Genomic DNA, 19,048 nt, shown 5'->3' on the forward strand with positions numbered 1-19,048 from the left:
GTCTAATTTATTAGTAGACAGTCTTTTGTGTAAGGTAGTTTTCTGTTAGAAAATAACTTAAAAAAGCTATTGAAAGATTTTGGAGGAAATCAAGCGGAAGGTTTTACATCACAATACAATAAAATAGTGTTTAATAAAACCTCACGCGGAATAGAATCTTTTCTTTAGAAAGGAAAAGAGGAATTATACTTTAGAAACTTTAACAGCAGTTGGGCCTTTTTGTCCCATTTCTACTTCAAAAGATACTTTGTCGCCTTCTCTGATTTGAGTAACCAAGCCATTCGCATGTACGAAAATGCTTTCCTGGGTATCTGTATTCTTAATGAAGCCATAACCTTTGCTATCATTGAAAAAAGTTACTGTACCTTTTTTTACCGGATTTTCGTCAACGATATCTTCCTGTCTGGATATACCAATCTGGATATCTTCTGTATTGATGATTTTCTTTTTCTTCGGATCTGGAGGGGTAGAAGAGATGTTGCCGTTTTCATCCACGTATGCCATCATATCTTCGAGCGCTAAACCTTTTTTAGCATTGGCCTGACGCTCTTCTTTTCTTTCCTGTTTTTCGTTTCTTTTCTGTTGCTTTTTTTTCTCGTTTTCTTTTTTACCGAAAGTTGCTTGAGATTTAGCCATATATTAATTATTTTGTTTTAGAGGGATAAAAGAAAGGAGAATTACGCAAAGATAATAAACCTGGAGCATAAATACGATTTTATTACCAAGAACAAAATTTATATTATCCTTTTAACCAGCTGTTTTTCTCTATTTTATAGCCAAAATTCCATTTTACCGGTTCACCATAATAGGCCACTTCAATTTCTTCAAATTTTTCGGCACCCAGTTTTTCTATCGCTTTTTGCGAACGGAAGTTGGTTGCACCGATGTGAAAAATTACCCGATTTACAAATTGAAAGGCATGGTTAATCATCAGGTGTTTGAGTGTTTTGTTATGGCCTCTACCCCAGAAATCTCTTCCCAGGAAAGTATATCCGACTGCGATCTCACTTTTTTCTTCGTTAAGCTCGTAGAACCTCGAACTGCCCACCACACGGCCTGTTGCCTGGTCATAAACGATAAATGCCCCTCCCGATTCCATTGCGCCTTTAAAAAAGTTTTCAAAAACATCCCTTTGGTAACGGTTTTTATTGGGGTGCTGCTCCCAGATTAAGGGGTCTGATGCCACCTGAAAAAGAGGTTCAAAATCATCATGCTTTAAGGGAACGAGTTTGATAAGTTCGTTCTCAAGTATGGGTTGAAGTTCAAAATTCATATCGCAAATTAATAAAAATGGCCGGCGATATCGCCAGCCATTTGTTTTATTCGTGTATTTTTTTGTTAAACCAATCCTTCAATTTCCACCACCTCATTGGCGTCTTTCTGGTAGTCGACACCATCAATTTCGAAGCCGAAAAGACTTAAGAAATCAGCTCTGTATCCAGGTAAATCGCCAATGGCCGGAAGTGTTTCTGTTGTTGCTTCTTCCCAAAGTTGTGCTACTTTGCTTTGCACATCCTCACGCATTTCCCAATCATCAATTCTGATTCTTCCTTTTTCATCCACAGGGATATCTCCGCCCTGATATAATCGCTCTGCAAAAAGGCGTTGAATCTGTTCTATGGTTCCTTCATGGATACCTTCTGCTTTCATCACTTTATAAAGCAATGAAATATATAAAGGGATAACCGGAATGGCAGAACTGGCCTGCGTTACCAGTGCTTTATTTACGGAAACATATGCTTTTCCATTAACATCTTTCAATTTATCAGTAATGGTGAAAGCTGTGGCCTCTAAATGATCTTTGGCTCGTCCGATGGTTCCTTTGCGGTATACTGGTTCTGTTAAAGCAGGGCCAATGTATGAATAAGCCACTGTGGTAGCGCCTTCTGCAAGAAGGTTTTCGGCTTTTAAAGCATCAATCCACATGGCCCAATCTTCGCCACCCATTACGGCAACGGTATTGGCAATATCTTCTTCGTTGGCAGGTTCAATAGAAATGGTAGAAACATTGCCTGTATGGAAATCAACAGTTTTGTTGGTGTATGTACCACCGATAGGCTTTAAAGTTGAACGGTGTAAAACTTCAGTATCCGGGTGTTTTCTTACCGGAGAAGCCAAACTATAAATTACTAAATCAATCTGACCTAAATCAGCTTTGATGAGTTCGATGGTTTTGTCTTTAATCTCTTTAGAAAATGCATCGCCATTAATGCTTTTAGCATATAGGCCCGCCTGGTGTGCTTCATGATCAAAAGCAGCACTATTGTACCAGCCAGGTGAAGCTGTTTTACCTTCTGATGGTGCTTTTTCGAAAAATACCCCAATGGTAGCGGCGTTAGAGCCAAAAGCAGCAGTGATACGGGAGGCTAAACCAAAACCGGTTGAAGCACCAATTACCAATACTTTTTTAGGGCCATTAATTGCGCCTTTTGACTTTACATATTCAATTTGGTTCTTCACGTTTTGGGCACAGCCATCAGGATGTGCAGTTAAACAGATAAAGCCCCTCATTCTAGGTTCAATAATCATTTCTCTTTTAATTGATAGTTCTGAATTAATTGTAGGCAGATTAAAATCACTCATCTGCACAAAATCTTTAACGAAGATAGATTTTTAATCGTTTGTAGTTAAATCAAATTTAACAAAAGCTAGAAACAGGGGATGTTTTAATACTGAGAATCAGATAATATTATTGCCTTTTGTTAATTTTATTTTAATTTAGCAGCACACAGATAAGAAACCTTAATGAGAAAATTTATACTAGCCCTGTTGCTTTCGGTAGCAGTTTTTGGGACGACTTACGCACAAACACAGCACCAGAATACCGGATGGTTCATGTTTTTAAATAACACTAAATTTAACGAAAAGTGGGGCCTGCAATTTGATGTGCAGTTACGTTCTGTTGATGATTGGAAGTATGTACGAAATACTTTGGTACGGCCAGCAGTACAATATTTTATCAATAAGCAGCATAATGTTGCCTTGGGATATCTTTGGCAAACTACTTATAACAAACCTGATGTTGCCGAAAGTACAACACTCAACGAACACCGGATCTTTGAACAATACATTTATACCCATAAGCTTTCGTCTATCTTTGCCAGCCATAGGGTTAGGGTAGAGCAACGGTTTATCGAAACTGCCGGTAATGATATTTTTGCACAGCGTTTTCGCTATTTCTTTCGGTTGATCCAACCATTACAGAAACAACAGCAATCTTTTACCAAAGGGGCTTTTGTTGCGCTTCAGAATGAAGTATTTTTAAATTTTCAGAATAAAAAGGCACTTAATAACAGTGTGTTTGATCAAAACAGGGCTTATCTTGCAGCAGGGTACCGCTTTTCAAAGCAATTAGATCTCGAACTAGGGTATTTAAACCAGGCCGTTAATGGTGCCAGCGCTAATACGTTGAACAACGTAGTTCAGCTTGCCGTATACACAAGGTTTTAATGATTTAAAGTCATTTTTTGTAGATTAAGAAATACGAAAGGTTAAATTTTTTGTAAATGAGGCTGCTTTTCACTCAATTTGCGCCGTGAAAAAATTCTCCATTTTATTCTTAGCACTTCTTTTTGGTAAGCGGATGCAAGCCCAGGAAATTAAACCTTCAACGAACAATGTACCGGCCTCGAAAAGTATTTTTAATCCGGAGCATAAGCGTAATTTCTCCAGAAAGGGAGATTTCTATTTTCATTGGGGATATAATAGTTCATGGTATGGTAAAAGCGATATTCGCTTTACAGGACCTAATTATGATTTTACACTAAAAGATGTTGTGGCTCATGACAGGCAATCGAAATTAAGCTGGGATTGGTTAAATCCGGGATTGATTACCGTGCCTCAATATAACATCAGGGTCGGTTATTTCATCAAAGATAATTACAGTATATCCATCGGTTGGGATCACATGAAATATGTGATGGATATTCCACAAACAGTAGCCATTACAGGGCACATTGGTGCTAATATTTCTCACGACAATATCCCTACAGGTGCATTGGCAGGTGATTACGATGGGCAGATGATTAACGTTAAGGAGAGTATGCTAACTTTCGAACATACCGACGGCTTTAACTATGCCAATGTAGAGGTTGAACGTTATGATGATATCTGGGTAGCGCCTTCTGGCAATACCTCTTTAACCTTAGAAACAGGTTTAGGCGGGGGCATTGTAGTTCCGCGGTCTGATGTACGCTTATTTGGTGCAGGTAGAAATAACCACTGGAATATTTCAGGCTACGGTATTTCGGCTAAAGTTGGACTTAAATTTTATGTGTGGAAGAATTTATATTTACAGAACACGACTAAATTTGGTGCAACGAACTTAACCAATATCCACACTACTGGTTGGGATGATTTAGACAAAGCCAGCCAAAAAATTAACTACATTGAGAATTTGTGGGTAATTGGACTGCAGTTTTAAGCATGCTTACACAAGCTTAAACCTTTAGATGGCGGATTTTGAATAATCGCCGGAGATAAAGAAATATGGGTTATAAATTACGGGTTTAAAGTGCAGATGTATTTAACACCTGTCACCTCCCTCCTAACTTATAACCCACAATTCAATTAAATTTTGTTTACCCTTCCGGAGCCAATAACAGTTTTATCTACAGTTGCGTTTCCAGAGTAGTTAACACTTCCTGATCCGCTGATTACGGCATTGATTCGTTTATCCGCTTTAATATTGATGTTTCCAGAGCCGCTGATTTGAGTAGAAAGATCGTTGGTTGAAAACCCTTTGCCGGCAAAAACACCTGAGCCACTGATGGTAATATTGGCATCATCGGTTTTACCACTGATGTTTAAATTTCCTGAGCCACTGATCACTCCGTTAAAATCGTTTACATTAATGGTGGCCTTAATACTTCCCGAGCCGCTTAAAGTGGCACTAAGTTCAGTTGAATTAATTGAACCGTTTACGGTAATGCTTCCATTTCCACTCATGGTTAAGCTTCTGATGGTTTTGGCCGAAACGTGGGCAATAATCTTTTTGTTTTCATATTTTTTCTCCCAGCTCTTCCAGCTATTTTGCGGGCGAATAATTAAAACATTGCCTTTTACTTCAGTAATTAAAGTAGAAATCGCATCTGCGTCGCCTTCAAAACGGCAACCTTCTTTGTTTCCCAGAGTTACGATTACAGTTATAGGGCCTCCTGCAGCTACACCATTGAAGTTTTGAACGTCTCTTTCATCATCAGCACTTCTGGATGAGTTGATGCTAAGTTGTTTTTCAGTTGCTGCATTTAATCCGGTTGTGATTGTTAATGTCGCGAATAGAAATAGAAATATTTTTTTCATAGTGATAAAATTTGTTGCTGTTAAAATCAGCGTTAAAGAATAGATTAATTTCCTATTCAATAAGACGATCATTTTAATTAAAAGTTGCACATTAAAGCAAAATCTTGCTGAAAATAATCGCGTAAGCAGTTAAGTTGCTAAATTGAAGGAAAATAAAAACCCAGTGCCTGTTAAAACACTGGGTTCTTTATGGATTTTGACCTGGTTTTAGCTGACTTTTTTGATGTCGATATAAAATTGTGGGTCAGTTTTAAAATTATCCCCATTGATACTGGAGGCAACTTTAATCGTTTTCCACTCGTTGGTTGGATGAATTAAAGTATAGGTACCGGGGTTTAAACTCACCCGAATAGGCATATCAAAGCCTTTTACATCAGTTACCCAGCGGTAAGATAAGTTGCCATTAACAATTTTGTATTCTAATACCGGAATTTTAGTGTAACGTAAATACTGATCAAAAACTTTGTTGAGCTTTAATCCGCTTTGCTTAATGATGTAGTTTTCTATTTGCGCGGTGGTTACCGTTTGGTGATAAAATGTTTTGTTTAAGCCACGAAGAATTTGCCTGAATTTTTCATCGTTGTTTACCAATTGACGGATGGTATGAACCAGGCTAGCACCTTTGGGGTACATATCTCCCGACCCCTCTTTATTTACACCATAAGGGCCTATTACCGGGATATCATTGTCGATAATTTTATGCAAGCCCATGGCGTATTCATTACCTGCGGTTTTACTTGCCGTACATTCGGTGTAGAGCACTTCGGAGTAATTGGTAAAGCCTTCATGTATCCACATATCTGCAATATCTTTTGACGTGATGTTGTTCCCGAACCATTCATGTCCGCTTTCATGGATGGTAATAAAATCCCATTTTAAGCCGTGGCCTGTTCCACTTAAATCTTTACCCAGATAACCTGGTTTGAATTGGTTCCCATAGGCTACAGCGCTTTGATGTTCCATACCTAAATGTGGCGCCTGAACCAACTTGTAGCCGTCTTTGTACCAGGGGTAAGGCCCAAACCAGTATTCAAAACATTTTAACATGGGTTTTACATCGGCATCCCAATGTGGGCGTGCTTTTGCACTATCCGTTTGAAGTGCCCAGTAGTCAATGCTCAGCCTACCATTTTCACCATCATAGCTGTCTGTCCAGTGCGCATATTTCCCGATATAAAAAGTAACATCGTAGTTGTTGATTGGATTGCTCACCAGCCAATTGTGTTTTTGGTAGCCATCAGGCTGATCGACCGTACTTATTAATCTGCCATTGGATATCTCCTGCAAAGTTTTAGGCGCACTGATACTGATTAACATACTGTCTACTTCATCGCTTTGGTGATCTTTGTTAGGCCACCAGCAACTGGCACCAAAACCCTGGCAGGCCACCGATACAAAAGGATTGCCAGCGCTGTCTTTTTTGAAGATAAAACCGCCATCCCATGGTGGATTACGGGCCACAACAGGATTGCCGGCATAAAAAACTGTGAATTTATCTTTGGTACCTTTTCTGATCGCTTTTGGGAAGGTTACAAAAACAGCATTGTATTCTCTGCTAAAAGGAATATTTGCCCCTTTGTAAACTACTTTTTCTACTTTCAAATTGGCGAAAAGATCGAATTGTAACTTGCTGAAATCCTGGGTTGCTGTAAAAGCAAATTCATTACTTCCGCTGATGTACTTTTGATCAATATCTATTTTAACATCTAAGTGGTAATAATTAAGATCATAACAGCTTCTCAGTGCAGTAAGTGTTCCTCTAAGGCTATCTGCCCTAGAGTTTACCTGGTTTTTACCCAATATCTGTGCATGGGCTGATAAAATGCCCAGCGTTATTGCCAGTGATAATAATATTCTTTTCATGGATTACTTAATAACGTCAACTTCGATGAAGCTATCGTTGAAAACAGTTTGTGTAGCTTTAATATAATCAGTTTCAATGGCTTTGTAGGGGTTTTCTACAAATTTCTGTGGGTTGCGTGCGAAAAGGGGAAATGCTGTACTTTGAACCTGGATCATAATTCTATGACCTTTTTTAAAGGTATGCAGCACGTCTTGTAGTTTCACGTTCACATCTGTTTTCTGGTTGGCCACCAATGCTTCAGGTTTTTCGAAACTGTTTCTAAAACGTGCAGGCATTATTTCAGAGCGTACCATTTGCCAGTAATTACTCAAGATTATGTTCTTATTGGGCATGTAGGCATTGTTTTGCTCATCGGCCGGATAAACATCGATCAGTTTTACAATAAAATCGGCATCAGTGCCTGTCGTAGCAATTTTAAGGTGCGACATGATTTCGCCCCCCAGGGTGATGTCGTTATCCAGTACCTCCGTCTGATACACCAATACATCCGGTCTGCGGCCGGCAAATCTTTGGTCTTCACTCATGTAGTTGTGTGGTGTGAAGCCTGTAGTGGTGGTTAAATCTTCAGTGTAAGGAACAGGTTTAGCCGGATCGCTGATGTAGCTAACAGAACCAGTGCTTACCGGCGCAGTCAGGCTTAATTTGCCATCTGCAGCTAAATAGAATTTTTGTTTACTTGCTTTTTCTGTTGGCCATTTGGCGAAGGTTTCCCAAGCTTTCTTTCCCGTATCAAACATATATGCTTCCGGTAATCCTGAATTTTTATCTCCATTGCCTTTCAGGAAATGGTTGAAAAACTTAGCTTCAATCTCTTTTTGGTAGAATGTGGCAATGCTATCGCCGAAATATACATTGCTGTGCATGGTGTGGCCAGTTTCGCGGCTCCATCTTCCATGTCCGAATGGTCCCATTACAATTGTATTGTACGCATTGGGATTTTTCTTCTCGATGGTTTTATAAATATTTAACGGGCCAGACAAGTCTTCAGCGTCGTACCAGCCACCTACAACCATAACAGCAGGTTTTATAGAGCTGTAGTGCTTTAATAAGCCGCGTTTCTGCCAAAACTCATCGTAGTTGGGATGGTTCACCGTTTCCTGCCAGAAAAAATTGTCTTTGTAATATTTATCTGCATTGGTTAGCGGGCCTAAATCTAAAGCAAACTGATAGCCATCTTTAGTTTTAGGGTTGATCATTTGATTGTTATACCAGGCTTTAGAAGTAGTATCGGTTTTTTGAACACCAAATACGGGGAAAGTAAAGAAGTAGCTCTGTAAAAATGAACCGTTGTGGTGGAAATCATCAAAAAAGAAATCAGAGATTGGGGCTTGTGGCGATGAAGCTTTTAGTGCCGGGTGGTTACTTAAAATACCTGCTGCGGTGTAAAAACCCGGATAAGAAATACCCCACTGACCTACCTTACCGTTGTTGTTGGCTACGTTTTTAACTAACCAATCAACCGTGTCGTAGGTATCCGAACCTTCATCAACATCATTTTTACTTTTTTTGTTATCAATAACCGGAGTCATGTTGGTCCAGGTACCTTCACTTTTCCAGCGCCCGCGAACATCCTGCATCACCACGATATAACCTTCTTTCATCATTAATTCTGAAGGCCCTAATCTTGCCGGGAATTTATCTTCGCCGTATGGCGCAATGCTATAGCAGGTACGCTGCATCACCATCGGGTATTTTTTAGTCTTCGAAGCATCTTTAGGGGTATATATTGCCGTAAAAAGCTTCACACCATCACGCATGGTGATGTAAACTTCCTTCTTGGTGTAATTGGCTTTGGGGTAACCGGCATCGCCCTGTGCAAAAGCGGTAAATGACCATAACACTAATAAAGCGGTTATTTTAAGGTATTTCATTTTGTTCTTATTTTAAAACTGAAACGGTAATGTACGAACTGTTAAAAGTATCGTGGTAAATTTTATGCGTGGCTTTTTGGAAATCCTGAGGCTCGGCCTGATAAATGTCCATAAATTTCTGTGGATTTCTGTCAGCCAGCGGGAACCAGCTATTTTGAATCTGAATCATGATTTTGTGTCCTTTTTTGAAAGTATGTGCAACATCTGGCAGTGGATAATTCACTTTTGTAATGGCACCAGGAATAAAGGCCTCTGGCTTTTCAAAACTGTTGCGATACTTACCGCGCATAATTTCACCGCGAACCAACATTTGATAGCCTCCCATAATCAGGTTTTTAGGGTTAGGTACAGGGTTTGGTGCATCTTCAGGGTAAACGTCAATCAGCTTAACTACATAATCTGCATCCGTTCCTGTAGTAGAAACCACTAAATTAGCCAATACCGGCCCGGTTAAGGTAATATCTTCAGTTAAAGCATCAGTTTGGAAGGTTTTAACATCTGGTCTGCGGGCTGCAAAACGCTGATCATCAATCATGTATTCGCGGGTACGTTTTGCCTGAATACCATCCTGATAGGGTACCGGATTATTAGGATCGCTTACATATTCATCCCAGCTATCGGTTCTGCCTACTTTTTCAAAACCCAGTTTACCGTTAGGTTGCAGGTATAGATTTTTAGTTTCAGTATCTTTTGGGGGCCAGGTGTCAAATTTTTTCCATTCATTGCTTCCTGTTACAAAGATGTTAGCTTCTGCTGCATTAAAGTCGCCTTCTCCTTTTAAATAATATTTAAAGAAAGGTAATTCATATTGTTGTTGGTAATCGATACTGGTAGTTTTTCCGAAAGGAATATCTCCGAAATAAGAACCATCGCTGCGCACCCAGCCACCATGAAACCATGGGCCCGCAACTAAAATATTTTTGGCCCCGGGATTTTGTTTTTCTATTGCTTTATAGGTATCAAACGTGCCATAAGCGTCTTCTGCATCAAAAAAACCGCCTACAACCATTACCGCTGGCTTTACCTGGGTTAAATGTGGTGTAATCAGACGTGATTTCCAAAAAGTATCCAGGTTGGGATGTTTAAATAAATCGTTCCAGAACTTGATGCTATCGGCAAAGTATTTATCTTTCAGGTTTTTAACCGATCCTGCTTCCAGGAAAAAACGATAGTTATCCTGAATAGGAAGTTGTAAACCTTTAGGGCCTTTATCAGGTGTGATGGGCTTTGGTCTGGGAACGCCAAAAGTGCTCATGAAATTAAAGGCATCCATTAAGAAAAGTGTTCCACGATGGTGAAAGTCATCACCCAGATACCAGTCGGTAACAGGTGCCTGCGGCGATACCGCTTTTAAGGCCGGATGTGAATGTGGTAAGGCCGTGGTTGAATAAAAACCAGGATAGGAGATCCCATAAATGCCTGCTTTCCCGTTGTTGTTTTTAACGTTTTTTACCAGCCAATCTATGGTATCGTAAGTATCTGTACTTTCATCAATGGCTGTTTTTCCTTTCTTCCCAATTACCTGTGGACGAATATCCTCAAAGGTACCTTCACTCATCCATTTTCCACGTACATCCTGGTACACGAAAATAAATCCTTCGCGCATCATTGCAGGGAAGTTGCCTAAGCTGGTTTTATATTTATCCTCACCATAAGGCTGAACGGTATAAGGCGTTCGGTTAAGCAAGAAAGGATATTTTTTAGTTTGATTTTTTGGTATATAAATTGAAGTAAAGAGCTTAACCCCATCCCGCATTGGGATTTGCCTTTCAATTTTAGTGTAATTGTTTCTTACATAGGCAGAATCCGTTTGTTGGGCAAATAAAGAGGAAGATACAAACAGACAAAATAATAAGCTGAAAACTTTGTTCAAGGTCATTTGAAGAATATGATTATTGGAATAAAATTTAAATATAGAACATTAAGCAGGGAATAGAAAAAACATCCCGTAAAAGGTTTGTTAGCATTAAAATGCAGATGTGTCAACACATTATCAAAATTTAGTTAAAAGATGTTAAGGAATAATCTTTTTAACTTTTTTACCGTCATATATGTAATCGATTTAAACACAATAAAATGAATAGGTTATTAAATAAAGGAGTGGTTGTTTTTGCTGTGGCAGCAATGGTTACAACCTTAAGTGTAAATCAGGTTTTTGCACAACGCCCAAGCAGGGCAGGAGGGGCTGCAGGTGGCGGACGGCCAGGTATATCTGCGCCATCAAGAGGCGGCTCATCACGAGGCCCGTCTATGCAGGCACCTTCTGCTGGCCGATATTCTGCACCATCGAGAATGGCCAGGCCAGAAAGAAATGCTTATAATAATACCCGTCCGGGCTACCGTCCCGGGGTAGGTTATCGTCCGGGATATGGCTACAGACCAGGTTATAGTTACAGGCCTGGATATGGAAGACCTTACTACAGACCTTATTACAGTTATTACAATTACTACAGACCATTTTTAGGTTTTAGAATTGGTGTGCTTCCTTATGGCTATTATCCATTCTATTTTGGTGCCAATCAGTTTTATTATTCTGGTGGGTTATTCTATCAGCAAAATGATAATCAGTATGAGGTGGTTACGCCGCCAGTAGGAGCAGAAGTGCCAAGTTTACCTTCCGATGCTAATCTGGTAACCATTAACGGTCAGGATTATTACGAATACAAAGGTGTTTATTATACCCAAAGCACCAATGCAGATGGAAAAACTGTTTATGTAGTTGCCGGAAAAGATGGGGTACTCAATACAGGAGACAATTCAGCCGGGTCCCATCAGATTGGTGATATTATTGATCAGTTGCCAGAAGGATGCCGTGAGGTAACCATTAAGAATGAGCAGTATTTTGTGTCTCCTGACGATGTGTATTATGAAGAGGTGATAGAAGGGGATAAAACAGGTTATCGTGTGATCGGGAAGTTGTTTTAGTTAGTATCAGAACTTGATCCAGGAACAATGATATTAAAACATTAAGGAGTTAAGGTTGATCTATACTAAAGGTTCTTAACTTCTTAATGTTAGGAGTAGCCTGGCATTGAGCAAAAATAAGCGTCAGGTAGTTCAAGGTCGATTTTGCAAATTTATCCACGGCCTTAGTTTCTAAAGCTTAACAATGTAATAACAAGCCATTGGGGCTGGCAGTGTATATTTTTTCTATTTTTGTAGTCTAAATCATTGGATTTGAAATCAGCCAGAATCATAATTGCAGCATTTTATTTCTCACTTATTATACTTTTAGCCTCCTGTTCAGCCAACAGGCTAGGCGCATCCAAGAAAGAAACATCTATTTCATCGCTTAGTTTTTTAAGTGAATATATTCTTCCCTTAAACCAAAAGTTTGAAAATACAGTTGTTGGCGGATTATCTGGGATAGACTATGATATTAAGCGCGATCAGTATTACCTGATCAGTGATGATCCATCACAGCTCAGTCCGGCGAGGATATACACCGCTAAAATTGATATTACCAATAATAAAATTGATACCATAGAAATTAGGGGCGTAATCCCGATTTTGCAGGCCAATGGTAAAGTATATCCAAAACTGGGTACTGATAAAAGGGTAAAACCAGATGGGGAATCTGTACGATATAATCCGCATACCCGGCAGCTTTTATGGAGCAGTGAAGGGGAGCGATTGTTTCGAAATGGCGATACCACAATCGTTCAGCCAGCACTTACTTATATTAATGAGAAAGGCGCATATCTGGATACCATTTCACTGCCTGCTGGATTTCATTTTACAAGACAGGAAAAAGGGGTAAGAAAGAATGCTTTTTTTGAAGGGCTGAGTTATGCCGATGATTATAAAACGCTTTATGCCAGTTTAGAAGAACCCCGTTATGAAGATGGTAAACAGGCTGCATTTGGTTACGGGCAGGCACTAACCAGAATTTTGAAGTTTGACACCAAAACGGGGAAAAATACCGCCCAATATGCCTACAATTTAGGCGAACTGCCCGTTAAGCCTACTGTGGATATGGACTGGAACGTAAATGGCATCTCGGAGATTCTTGCCGTTAACAGCCATACCTTATTGGTGATGGAAAGGGCTTGGGCAAAAGGCCATGATGACCATACTTTTATTAAGCTTTACCTGGTAGATTTAAATGGAGCAGAGAATGTGATGGATAATCCTTCTTTTGTGCAAACACCCCCTAAACCCTTATCAAAGAAGTTGTTGTTTGATTTCGATTCATTAAACAAACATATTGATAATTTTGAAGGGGTAACTTTCGGTCCGAAATTGCCTAACGGGAACCCATCGCTGATTTTTTGTGTAGATAACAACTTCGGGAAAAACCAGGTTCAGCAGTTCTTCTTGTTTGAGGTTAGGCAGGATATGTAGTATCAAGACGCTGGTAACAAGTACAAATCCATATTTTCAGCAGCTGCGGCATATTACACACCTGAGTCAGTTTGGCGTGTAGGTTTGGATATTCATTATTCCAAATAGTTTATACATTTGAGCTCCTGGACTCCAGACCACCTTCTTAGTACAACTTTGCAGCATAGTCAAGCGCTTAGAACTCAAGACTCAAGAGTTCAAACTCATGACTCATTTATGGCGCGATCTAACTTTTACCTTAAACCTTTTTTCCCTACATTTGGGCAATCAAAATTATCAAGAAATTATGCAATACGACGTCGTTGTTATCGGTTCTGGTCCGGGCGGTTATGTTGGCGCAATCCGTTGTGCCCAATTAGGTTTAAAAACTGCTGTTATCGAAAAATATAAAACTTATGGAGGTACTTGCTTAAATGTTGGCTGTATTCCCTCTAAAGCATTATTAGATTCTTCAGAGCATTACCACAATGCGGCACATACCTTCTCTACACACGGTATCAACCTGAAAGATCTGAAAGTAGATATGAAACAGATGATCGCCCGTAAAGACGATGTTGTAGCACAAAATACTGCCGGTATCACCTATCTTTTCAAAAAGAACAAAATCGATGCTTTTGAAGGTGTAGGTTCTTTTGTGGATAAAAACACCATCTTAATTACCAAAGGTGATGGATCTACCGAAACCCTTACTGCAAAAAATGTAATCATTGCAACAGGTTCTAAACCCACAGCATTACCGTTCTTACCTATCGATAAAAAACGTATCATCACATCTACTGAGGCTTTAACACTTAAGGAAGTGCCTAAAAGCATGGTTGTAATTGGTGGTGGGGTTATTGGTTTAGAATTGGGATCTGTTTATGCCCGTTTAGGTACTAAAGTTTCTGTGGTAGAATTTTTACCTTCTATCATCGGCACAATGGATGCAGGCTTGGGAAAAGAGCTTCAACGTGTTTTAAAGAAAACTTTAGGCATGGAGTTTTACATGGGTCACAAGGTAACCGGTGCAACTGTTAAAGGTAAAACGGTAACGGTTACGGCAGATAATGCAAAAGGTGAGCCTGTAACTTTAGAGGCCGATTATTGCATTGTTGCTGTTGGCAGAACGGCCTATACTGAAGGTTTAGGTTTAGATAAAATTGGCATTACGGTAGAAGAAAGAGGAAAGAAAATTCCGGTTAATGAACACTTAGAAACTGCTGTTAAAGGTGTTTATGCCATTGGTGATGTAATTACAGGCGCAATGTTGGCCCACAAGGCAGAAGATGAAGGAACTTATGTAGCTGAAACCATTGCCGGACAAAAGCCACATATTAACTATAACTTAATTCCTGGGGTAGTTTATACCTGGCCGGAAGTTGCTTCAGTTGGACAAACAGAAGAGCAATTGAAAGCAAGTGGAGTAAAATACAAAGCCGGATCGTTCCCATTCAAAGCAAGCGGAAGAGCAAAAGCAAGTATGGATACTGATGGTTTCATCAAGGTTTTAGCTGATGCCAGCACTGATGAAGTTTTAGGTGTACACATGATTGGCCCGCGTGCTGCAGATATGATTGCTGAAGCCGTAATTGCGATGGAGTTCCGTGCATCTGCAGAAGATATTGCACGTACCTGCCATGCTCACCCAACGTATACCGAAGCATTGAAAGAAGCTGCATTAGCTGCTACAGATAATAGAGCGATCCACATTTAAGGTTGTAACGCTGAAAATTCAGCACCCTATATGTTTAATAATTTAACCCTGATTTTATATCAGGGTTTTTTTATGCCCCATAATTGACGATTTCTTAATCAAATCATAATATTGGCCGGCTAAAAGCGATTCTGCGGTATTTTATTTTTGGATCATCAGATTTAAAACCAAATGAACCGAAAAAAATTGTTTGGAGCCTTGTTCCTGGCTTCTATGGCCCTGGCCGCTTGTAAAAAAACAGACCCTATTGATGAAACGAATCCGGAGCCTGTTGTTGCAGAAAATATTTCCAGCTTTAAAGAAATTGCTTCAGTAGATTTAGGAAATACCACAGCTGCAGAAATCTCTGCTTACGATCCTTCTACTAAAAAACTATTTGTAGTCAGTAATGACGGAGGCATAAAGGTAGAGGTGTTAGATTTAACGGCTTATCCCGCAATTGTAAAACTTAAAACTTTAACTTACCCTAATAACGCTGGCATTAACAGCGTTGCGGTAAACAATGGTTTACTGGCTATAGCTTTAGATGGTGCTAATAAACAAGGAAACGGCGATATCGTGGTTTTAAAAACTTCGACATTAGAAGAGGTAAAGAAAATTACTGTTGGGGCTATGCCCGATATGGTTACTTTTAGTCCGGATGGAACTTACATCATCAGTGCTAATGAAGGTGAGCCAAATGATGAATATACTGTTGATCCTGCAGGTTCGATCTCTATCATCAATGTGAAAAATAATTATGCGGTGAAAACATTAGATTTTGCAGGTTTTGAAAGCTCAAAAGCGTCATTGGTGGCAGCTGGATTAAGAATTTACGGCCCTAACGCTAGTTTTGCTCAAGATATAGAGCCAGAATATGTAGCCGTAGCTGCCGATTCAAAGAAGGCTTTTGTTACCCTTCAGGAAAATAATGCTGTAGCAGAAGTAGACCTCGTTGCGGGTACCATTACCAAAATTATTCCATTGGGTGTAAGGGATATCAGTCTGGCTGAAAATGCATTCGATGTGAGTGATAAAGACAGTAAAATGCAGTTGGGTACCTGGCCAATTAAAGCCTTTTACTTACCAGATGCCATATCATATTTCTCTGCAGGCGATGCCAACTACCTCGCATTAGCCAACGAAGGAGATACCCGTGCATGGAAAGGTTATGATGAAGAAGCAAGGGTAAAAAGTTTAAAACTGGATGCAACTAAATTTCCTGCAGCTGCCAGCTTACAACAAGATGCCAATTTGGGCCGCTTAACTGTCTCTAAGGCTTTTGGCGATACCGATGGAGACGGGGACTACGATGAACTTTTCGCCACAGGCGGAAGAAGTGTAAGCATTTTAAATGCAGGTACTGGTCAGCTGGTTGCCAATATTGGAAAGGATTTAGAGCAGCGGGTTATCGATGCCGGAAAATACGATGATGAACGCTCGGACAATAAGGGCGTTGAAATTGAAGCGGTTACAGTGAATCAGGTAAACGGCAGAACCCTGGCCTTTATAGGTATGGAAAGGGTAGATATGATTGCTACTTATGATGTTACCATACCTGCTTCGCCAAAGTTTGTACAATTATTTGCCACAGGCGATGCGCCGGAAGGTGTTTTGTTTGTGAAACCGAAAGATAGCCCTAATGGTAGAAGTTTATTAATCGTATCAAGCGAGGAAGATGGAACAGTAAGGTTTTATCAGCCTGATAAGCTTTAGGAAAGGGAGAGGGGAAAGTGGGACTAGTATAAGGTATAAAGTATAAAGTAGAAAGTATCGAGACAGGGTGCTGATCAAGTTAAAAGTTGAAGGTTGAAAGTGAAAATAGTATCAAGTATCAAGACATGGCGATGGACAGGTTGGCGCTTTGTCTCAGTACTAAATACTGGTACTAAGTACTTACTGGAAGTTTAAAGTGAAAATAGTATCAAGTACGAAATAGAAAGTATCAAGACAGGGCGCTGGACAGGTAGGCGCTTTGTCTCAGTACTAAATACTCGGTACTAAGTACTTACTATAAGTTTAAAGTGAAAATAGTATCAAGTATCAAGACAGGGCGCTGAACAGGTAGGCGCTTTGTCTGAGTACTCACGACTCAGTACTCAAGACTTAAGACTCAGTACTCACTACTCCATACCAAACTGTTTGTCGATTTAAAATTTACTCCTATATTGCAGACATAAAACTTTAGGGGTGCCTTCAATAGATGGCTGAGATTATACCCTCATCACCTGATTCGGTTAGTACCGGCGTAGGAAATAGTTTGCAGATCTAATCGTGCCTCAGGCATTAGAAGACTCCTAAAGTAATTAAGCTAAAATTATGGAGTCTGTTATCACTAAAAATTTATTGCCGCAAAACGCAGAATGTACTCAGCAATGTTATAACAGCATGGATGAGCGTACAGGAAATGTCTCAATTACACAGCAGGAAAATATAGAATATATTAAGGTATTAACCATAGCAGGATCAGACAGTGGGGGTGGAGCAGGGATACAAGCTGATTTGAAGACTTTTTCAGCGCTGGGTTGTTTTGGAACTTCAGTAATCACCGCAGTTACTGCACAAAATACTTTGGGCGTTAAGGGTGTACATGCGGTTCCGGTTGAGATGATTCAGGATCAGTTGATGGCAGTACTGGAAGACATTAAACCTGCGGCCATTAAAATAGGAATGATCAATAAGCCAGAAGTAGCAACACTGATCAGGCAAATTCTGGTTGCTTATGCCCCTCATATACCCGTAATACTCGACCCTGTAATGGTGGCTACAAGTGGTCATCGCTTAATTGAACCCGAAACAGTAGAAACCTTACAACAAGCGTTATTTACCATTGCAACCCTGGTTACGCCCAATATTGATGAGGCCATTATTCTGGCCAGGCACAAGATTAGTAATGTTGCAGAGATGATTGAAGCCGCCCATAACATTATTGCCCAGGGAGCTAATGCGGTGCTGCTCAAGGGAGGACATTTACTTGGTACAACCATTTATGACGTTTTTGTAGCAAAAGGAGAGCTGCCCATTGTGCTCGAAAGCCCCTATATTAATTCTCGAAACTTACATGGAACCGGCTGTACGCTGTCTTCTGCAATTGCTGCAGAGATGGCTAAAGGGAATGATTTAATCACAGCCGTTCAGCTAGCTAAAATTTATATCGCCGGGGCACTGCAGGCTGGTGCAGGTGTTAAAACCGGAGCAGGGAACGGGCCGCTCAATCATTTTTTTGAACCTTTAAAACTTATTGCCAAATGAAATGGAGCGATCAGGCCTGGGAGCAGGTAAATGCGGTTTATGCACAAATAATAGCCATGCCTTTTAATGAGGAGCTGAGCAAGGGTACTTTGCATCCCGATAAATTTGTTTTCTATCTTGCCCAGGATGCTTTCTACCTTTTGGAATTTGGAAAAGCACTGAGCGCCATCAGTAGCCGGTTGCGATCGGCAGACCAGGTTTTAGCCTTTGCCAATTTTTCTTCAGGAGCGATTTTAGCTGAACGCGCCCTCCATGAAAGTTACTTTGAAGAGTTGGGTTTGCCCCATGAGGTGAAGCCTTCGCCAACTACACTTTTATATACCAATTACTTGCTTAATCAGGTGGCTTATGAGCAAGTAGAGGTGGCAGTTGCTGCGGTTTTGCCTTGCTTCTGGATTTATAAAAAAGTGGGCGATCACATCTTTTCAATGCAGGCAGAAAATGAAAATCCATACCAACGCTGGATTGACATGTATGCCGGTGAGGCCTTTGCTAAATCGGTTAAGTTGGCCATAGATATTGCAGATGAGCTTGCAGAAAAGGCTGGAGAGCGAACGCAAAAAAACATGTTAGCGGCGTTTGAACAGGCCACCAAATTGGAGTGGATGTTCTGGGATAGTGCATATAGAATTGAAAAATGGAAAATATGAGCCCTAAAGTCTAATTTTTTAGCAAAAAAATGAATATAAATAAGAAAAAGTGCGGGTATTAACTATAGAATTAAGACCTTTGCATTTTACTTAT

General features: G+C 40.0%; 15 protein-coding genes and 1 riboswitch. Of the genes, 8 read left to right on the forward strand and 7 right to left on the reverse strand.

Annotated features, from left to right (window positions below):
• Positions 1-183 precede the first annotated feature (183 nt).
• The 3 genes from ACQY77_RS14980 to fabV all read right to left on the reverse strand — a co-directional run bounded on the left by ACQY77_RS14980 (position 184) and on the right by fabV (position 2,529).
• The gene (locus ACQY77_RS14980; protein ID WP_421941352.1) at positions 184-636 is read right to left on the reverse strand and encodes a cold-shock protein; all 453 of its coding nucleotides are present in this window, start codon (positions 634-636) and stop codon (positions 184-186) included.
• Positions 637-739: 103 nt separating this feature from the next.
• On the reverse strand, positions 740-1,273 hold the full coding sequence (locus tag ACQY77_RS14985; protein WP_421941351.1) for a GNAT family N-acetyltransferase: 534 nt from the start codon (positions 1,271-1,273) through the stop codon (positions 740-742).
• 65 nt (positions 1,274-1,338) lie between these two features.
• Entirely contained in the window at positions 1,339-2,529 is a 1,191-nt protein-coding gene (gene fabV / locus ACQY77_RS14990; RefSeq protein WP_421942376.1) for an enoyl-ACP reductase FabV, read from the reverse strand.
• A gap of 216 nt (positions 2,530-2,745) precedes the next feature.
• On the opposite strand from fabV, the gene ACQY77_RS14995 reads away from it, so the two are divergent.
• Positions 2,746-3,450, forward strand: a complete 705-nt coding sequence (locus ACQY77_RS14995) for a DUF2490 domain-containing protein (protein WP_421941350.1) — start codon at positions 2,746-2,748, stop codon at positions 3,448-3,450.
• Between the two features lie 85 nt (positions 3,451-3,535).
• Positions 3,536-4,423, forward strand: a complete 888-nt coding sequence (locus ACQY77_RS15000; protein ID WP_421941349.1) for a hypothetical protein — start codon at positions 3,536-3,538, stop codon at positions 4,421-4,423.
• Between the two features lie 146 nt (positions 4,424-4,569).
• Here the strand turns inward: ACQY77_RS15000 and ACQY77_RS15005 are convergent, their stop codons facing one another.
• The 4 genes from ACQY77_RS15005 to ACQY77_RS15020 all read right to left on the reverse strand — a co-directional run bounded on the left by ACQY77_RS15005 (position 4,570) and on the right by ACQY77_RS15020 (position 10,915).
• On the reverse strand, positions 4,570-5,301 hold the full coding sequence (locus ACQY77_RS15005) for a head GIN domain-containing protein (RefSeq protein ID WP_421941348.1): 732 nt from the start codon (positions 5,299-5,301) through the stop codon (positions 4,570-4,572).
• A gap of 207 nt (positions 5,302-5,508) precedes the next feature.
• Positions 5,509-7,164: a M1 family metallopeptidase gene (locus ACQY77_RS15010; protein ID WP_421941347.1), complete on the reverse strand. Its 1,656-nt coding sequence runs from the start codon at positions 7,162-7,164 to the stop codon at positions 5,509-5,511.
• 3 nt (positions 7,165-7,167) lie between these two features.
• A complete protein-coding gene (locus ACQY77_RS15015; protein WP_421941346.1) occupies positions 7,168-9,036 on the reverse strand; it encodes a CocE/NonD family hydrolase in 1,869 nt (622 codons plus the stop codon).
• Between the two features lie 7 nt (positions 9,037-9,043).
• Positions 9,044-10,915: a CocE/NonD family hydrolase gene (locus ACQY77_RS15020; RefSeq protein ID WP_421941345.1), complete on the reverse strand. Its 1,872-nt coding sequence runs from the start codon at positions 10,913-10,915 to the stop codon at positions 9,044-9,046.
• Positions 10,916-11,112: 197 nt separating this feature from the next.
• On the opposite strand from ACQY77_RS15020, the gene ACQY77_RS15025 reads away from it, so the two are divergent.
• The 6 genes from ACQY77_RS15025 (at position 11,113) to ACQY77_RS15050 (ending at position 18,954) form a co-directional block, all read left to right on the forward strand.
• Positions 11,113-11,961: a DUF6515 family protein gene (locus ACQY77_RS15025; protein ID WP_421941344.1), complete on the forward strand. Its 849-nt coding sequence runs from the start codon at positions 11,113-11,115 to the stop codon at positions 11,959-11,961.
• A gap of 252 nt (positions 11,962-12,213) precedes the next feature.
• Positions 12,214-13,380 carry an esterase-like activity of phytase family protein gene (locus ACQY77_RS15030; RefSeq protein ID WP_421941343.1) on the forward strand — a complete coding sequence of 389 codons (1,167 nt, stop codon included), beginning with the start codon at positions 12,214-12,216 and terminating at the stop codon, positions 13,378-13,380.
• Positions 13,381-13,666: 286 nt separating this feature from the next.
• Positions 13,667-15,073, forward strand: a complete 1,407-nt coding sequence (gene lpdA / locus ACQY77_RS15035) for a dihydrolipoyl dehydrogenase (protein ID WP_421941342.1) — start codon at positions 13,667-13,669, stop codon at positions 15,071-15,073.
• Between the two features lie 171 nt (positions 15,074-15,244).
• A complete protein-coding gene (locus tag ACQY77_RS15040) occupies positions 15,245-16,768 on the forward strand; it encodes a choice-of-anchor I family protein (RefSeq protein WP_421941341.1) in 1,524 nt (507 codons plus the stop codon).
• A gap of 460 nt (positions 16,769-17,228) precedes the next feature.
• A riboswitch (TPP riboswitch) is annotated at positions 17,229-17,324 on the forward strand.
• 47 nt (positions 17,325-17,371) lie between these two features.
• Entirely contained in the window at positions 17,372-18,304 is a 933-nt protein-coding gene (gene thiD / locus ACQY77_RS15045; RefSeq protein ID WP_421941340.1) for a bifunctional hydroxymethylpyrimidine kinase/phosphomethylpyrimidine kinase, read from the forward strand.
• On the forward strand, positions 18,301-18,954 hold the full coding sequence (locus ACQY77_RS15050) for a TenA family protein (protein ID WP_421941339.1): 654 nt from the start codon (positions 18,301-18,303) through the stop codon (positions 18,952-18,954). The genes thiD and ACQY77_RS15050 overlap by 4 nt, the downstream gene beginning before the upstream one ends.
• Positions 18,955-19,048: the final 94 nt, after the last annotated feature.

The organism is Pedobacter sp. (assembly GCF_965279535.1).
Classification (GTDB): Bacteria; Bacteroidota; Bacteroidia; order Sphingobacteriales; family Sphingobacteriaceae; genus Pedobacter.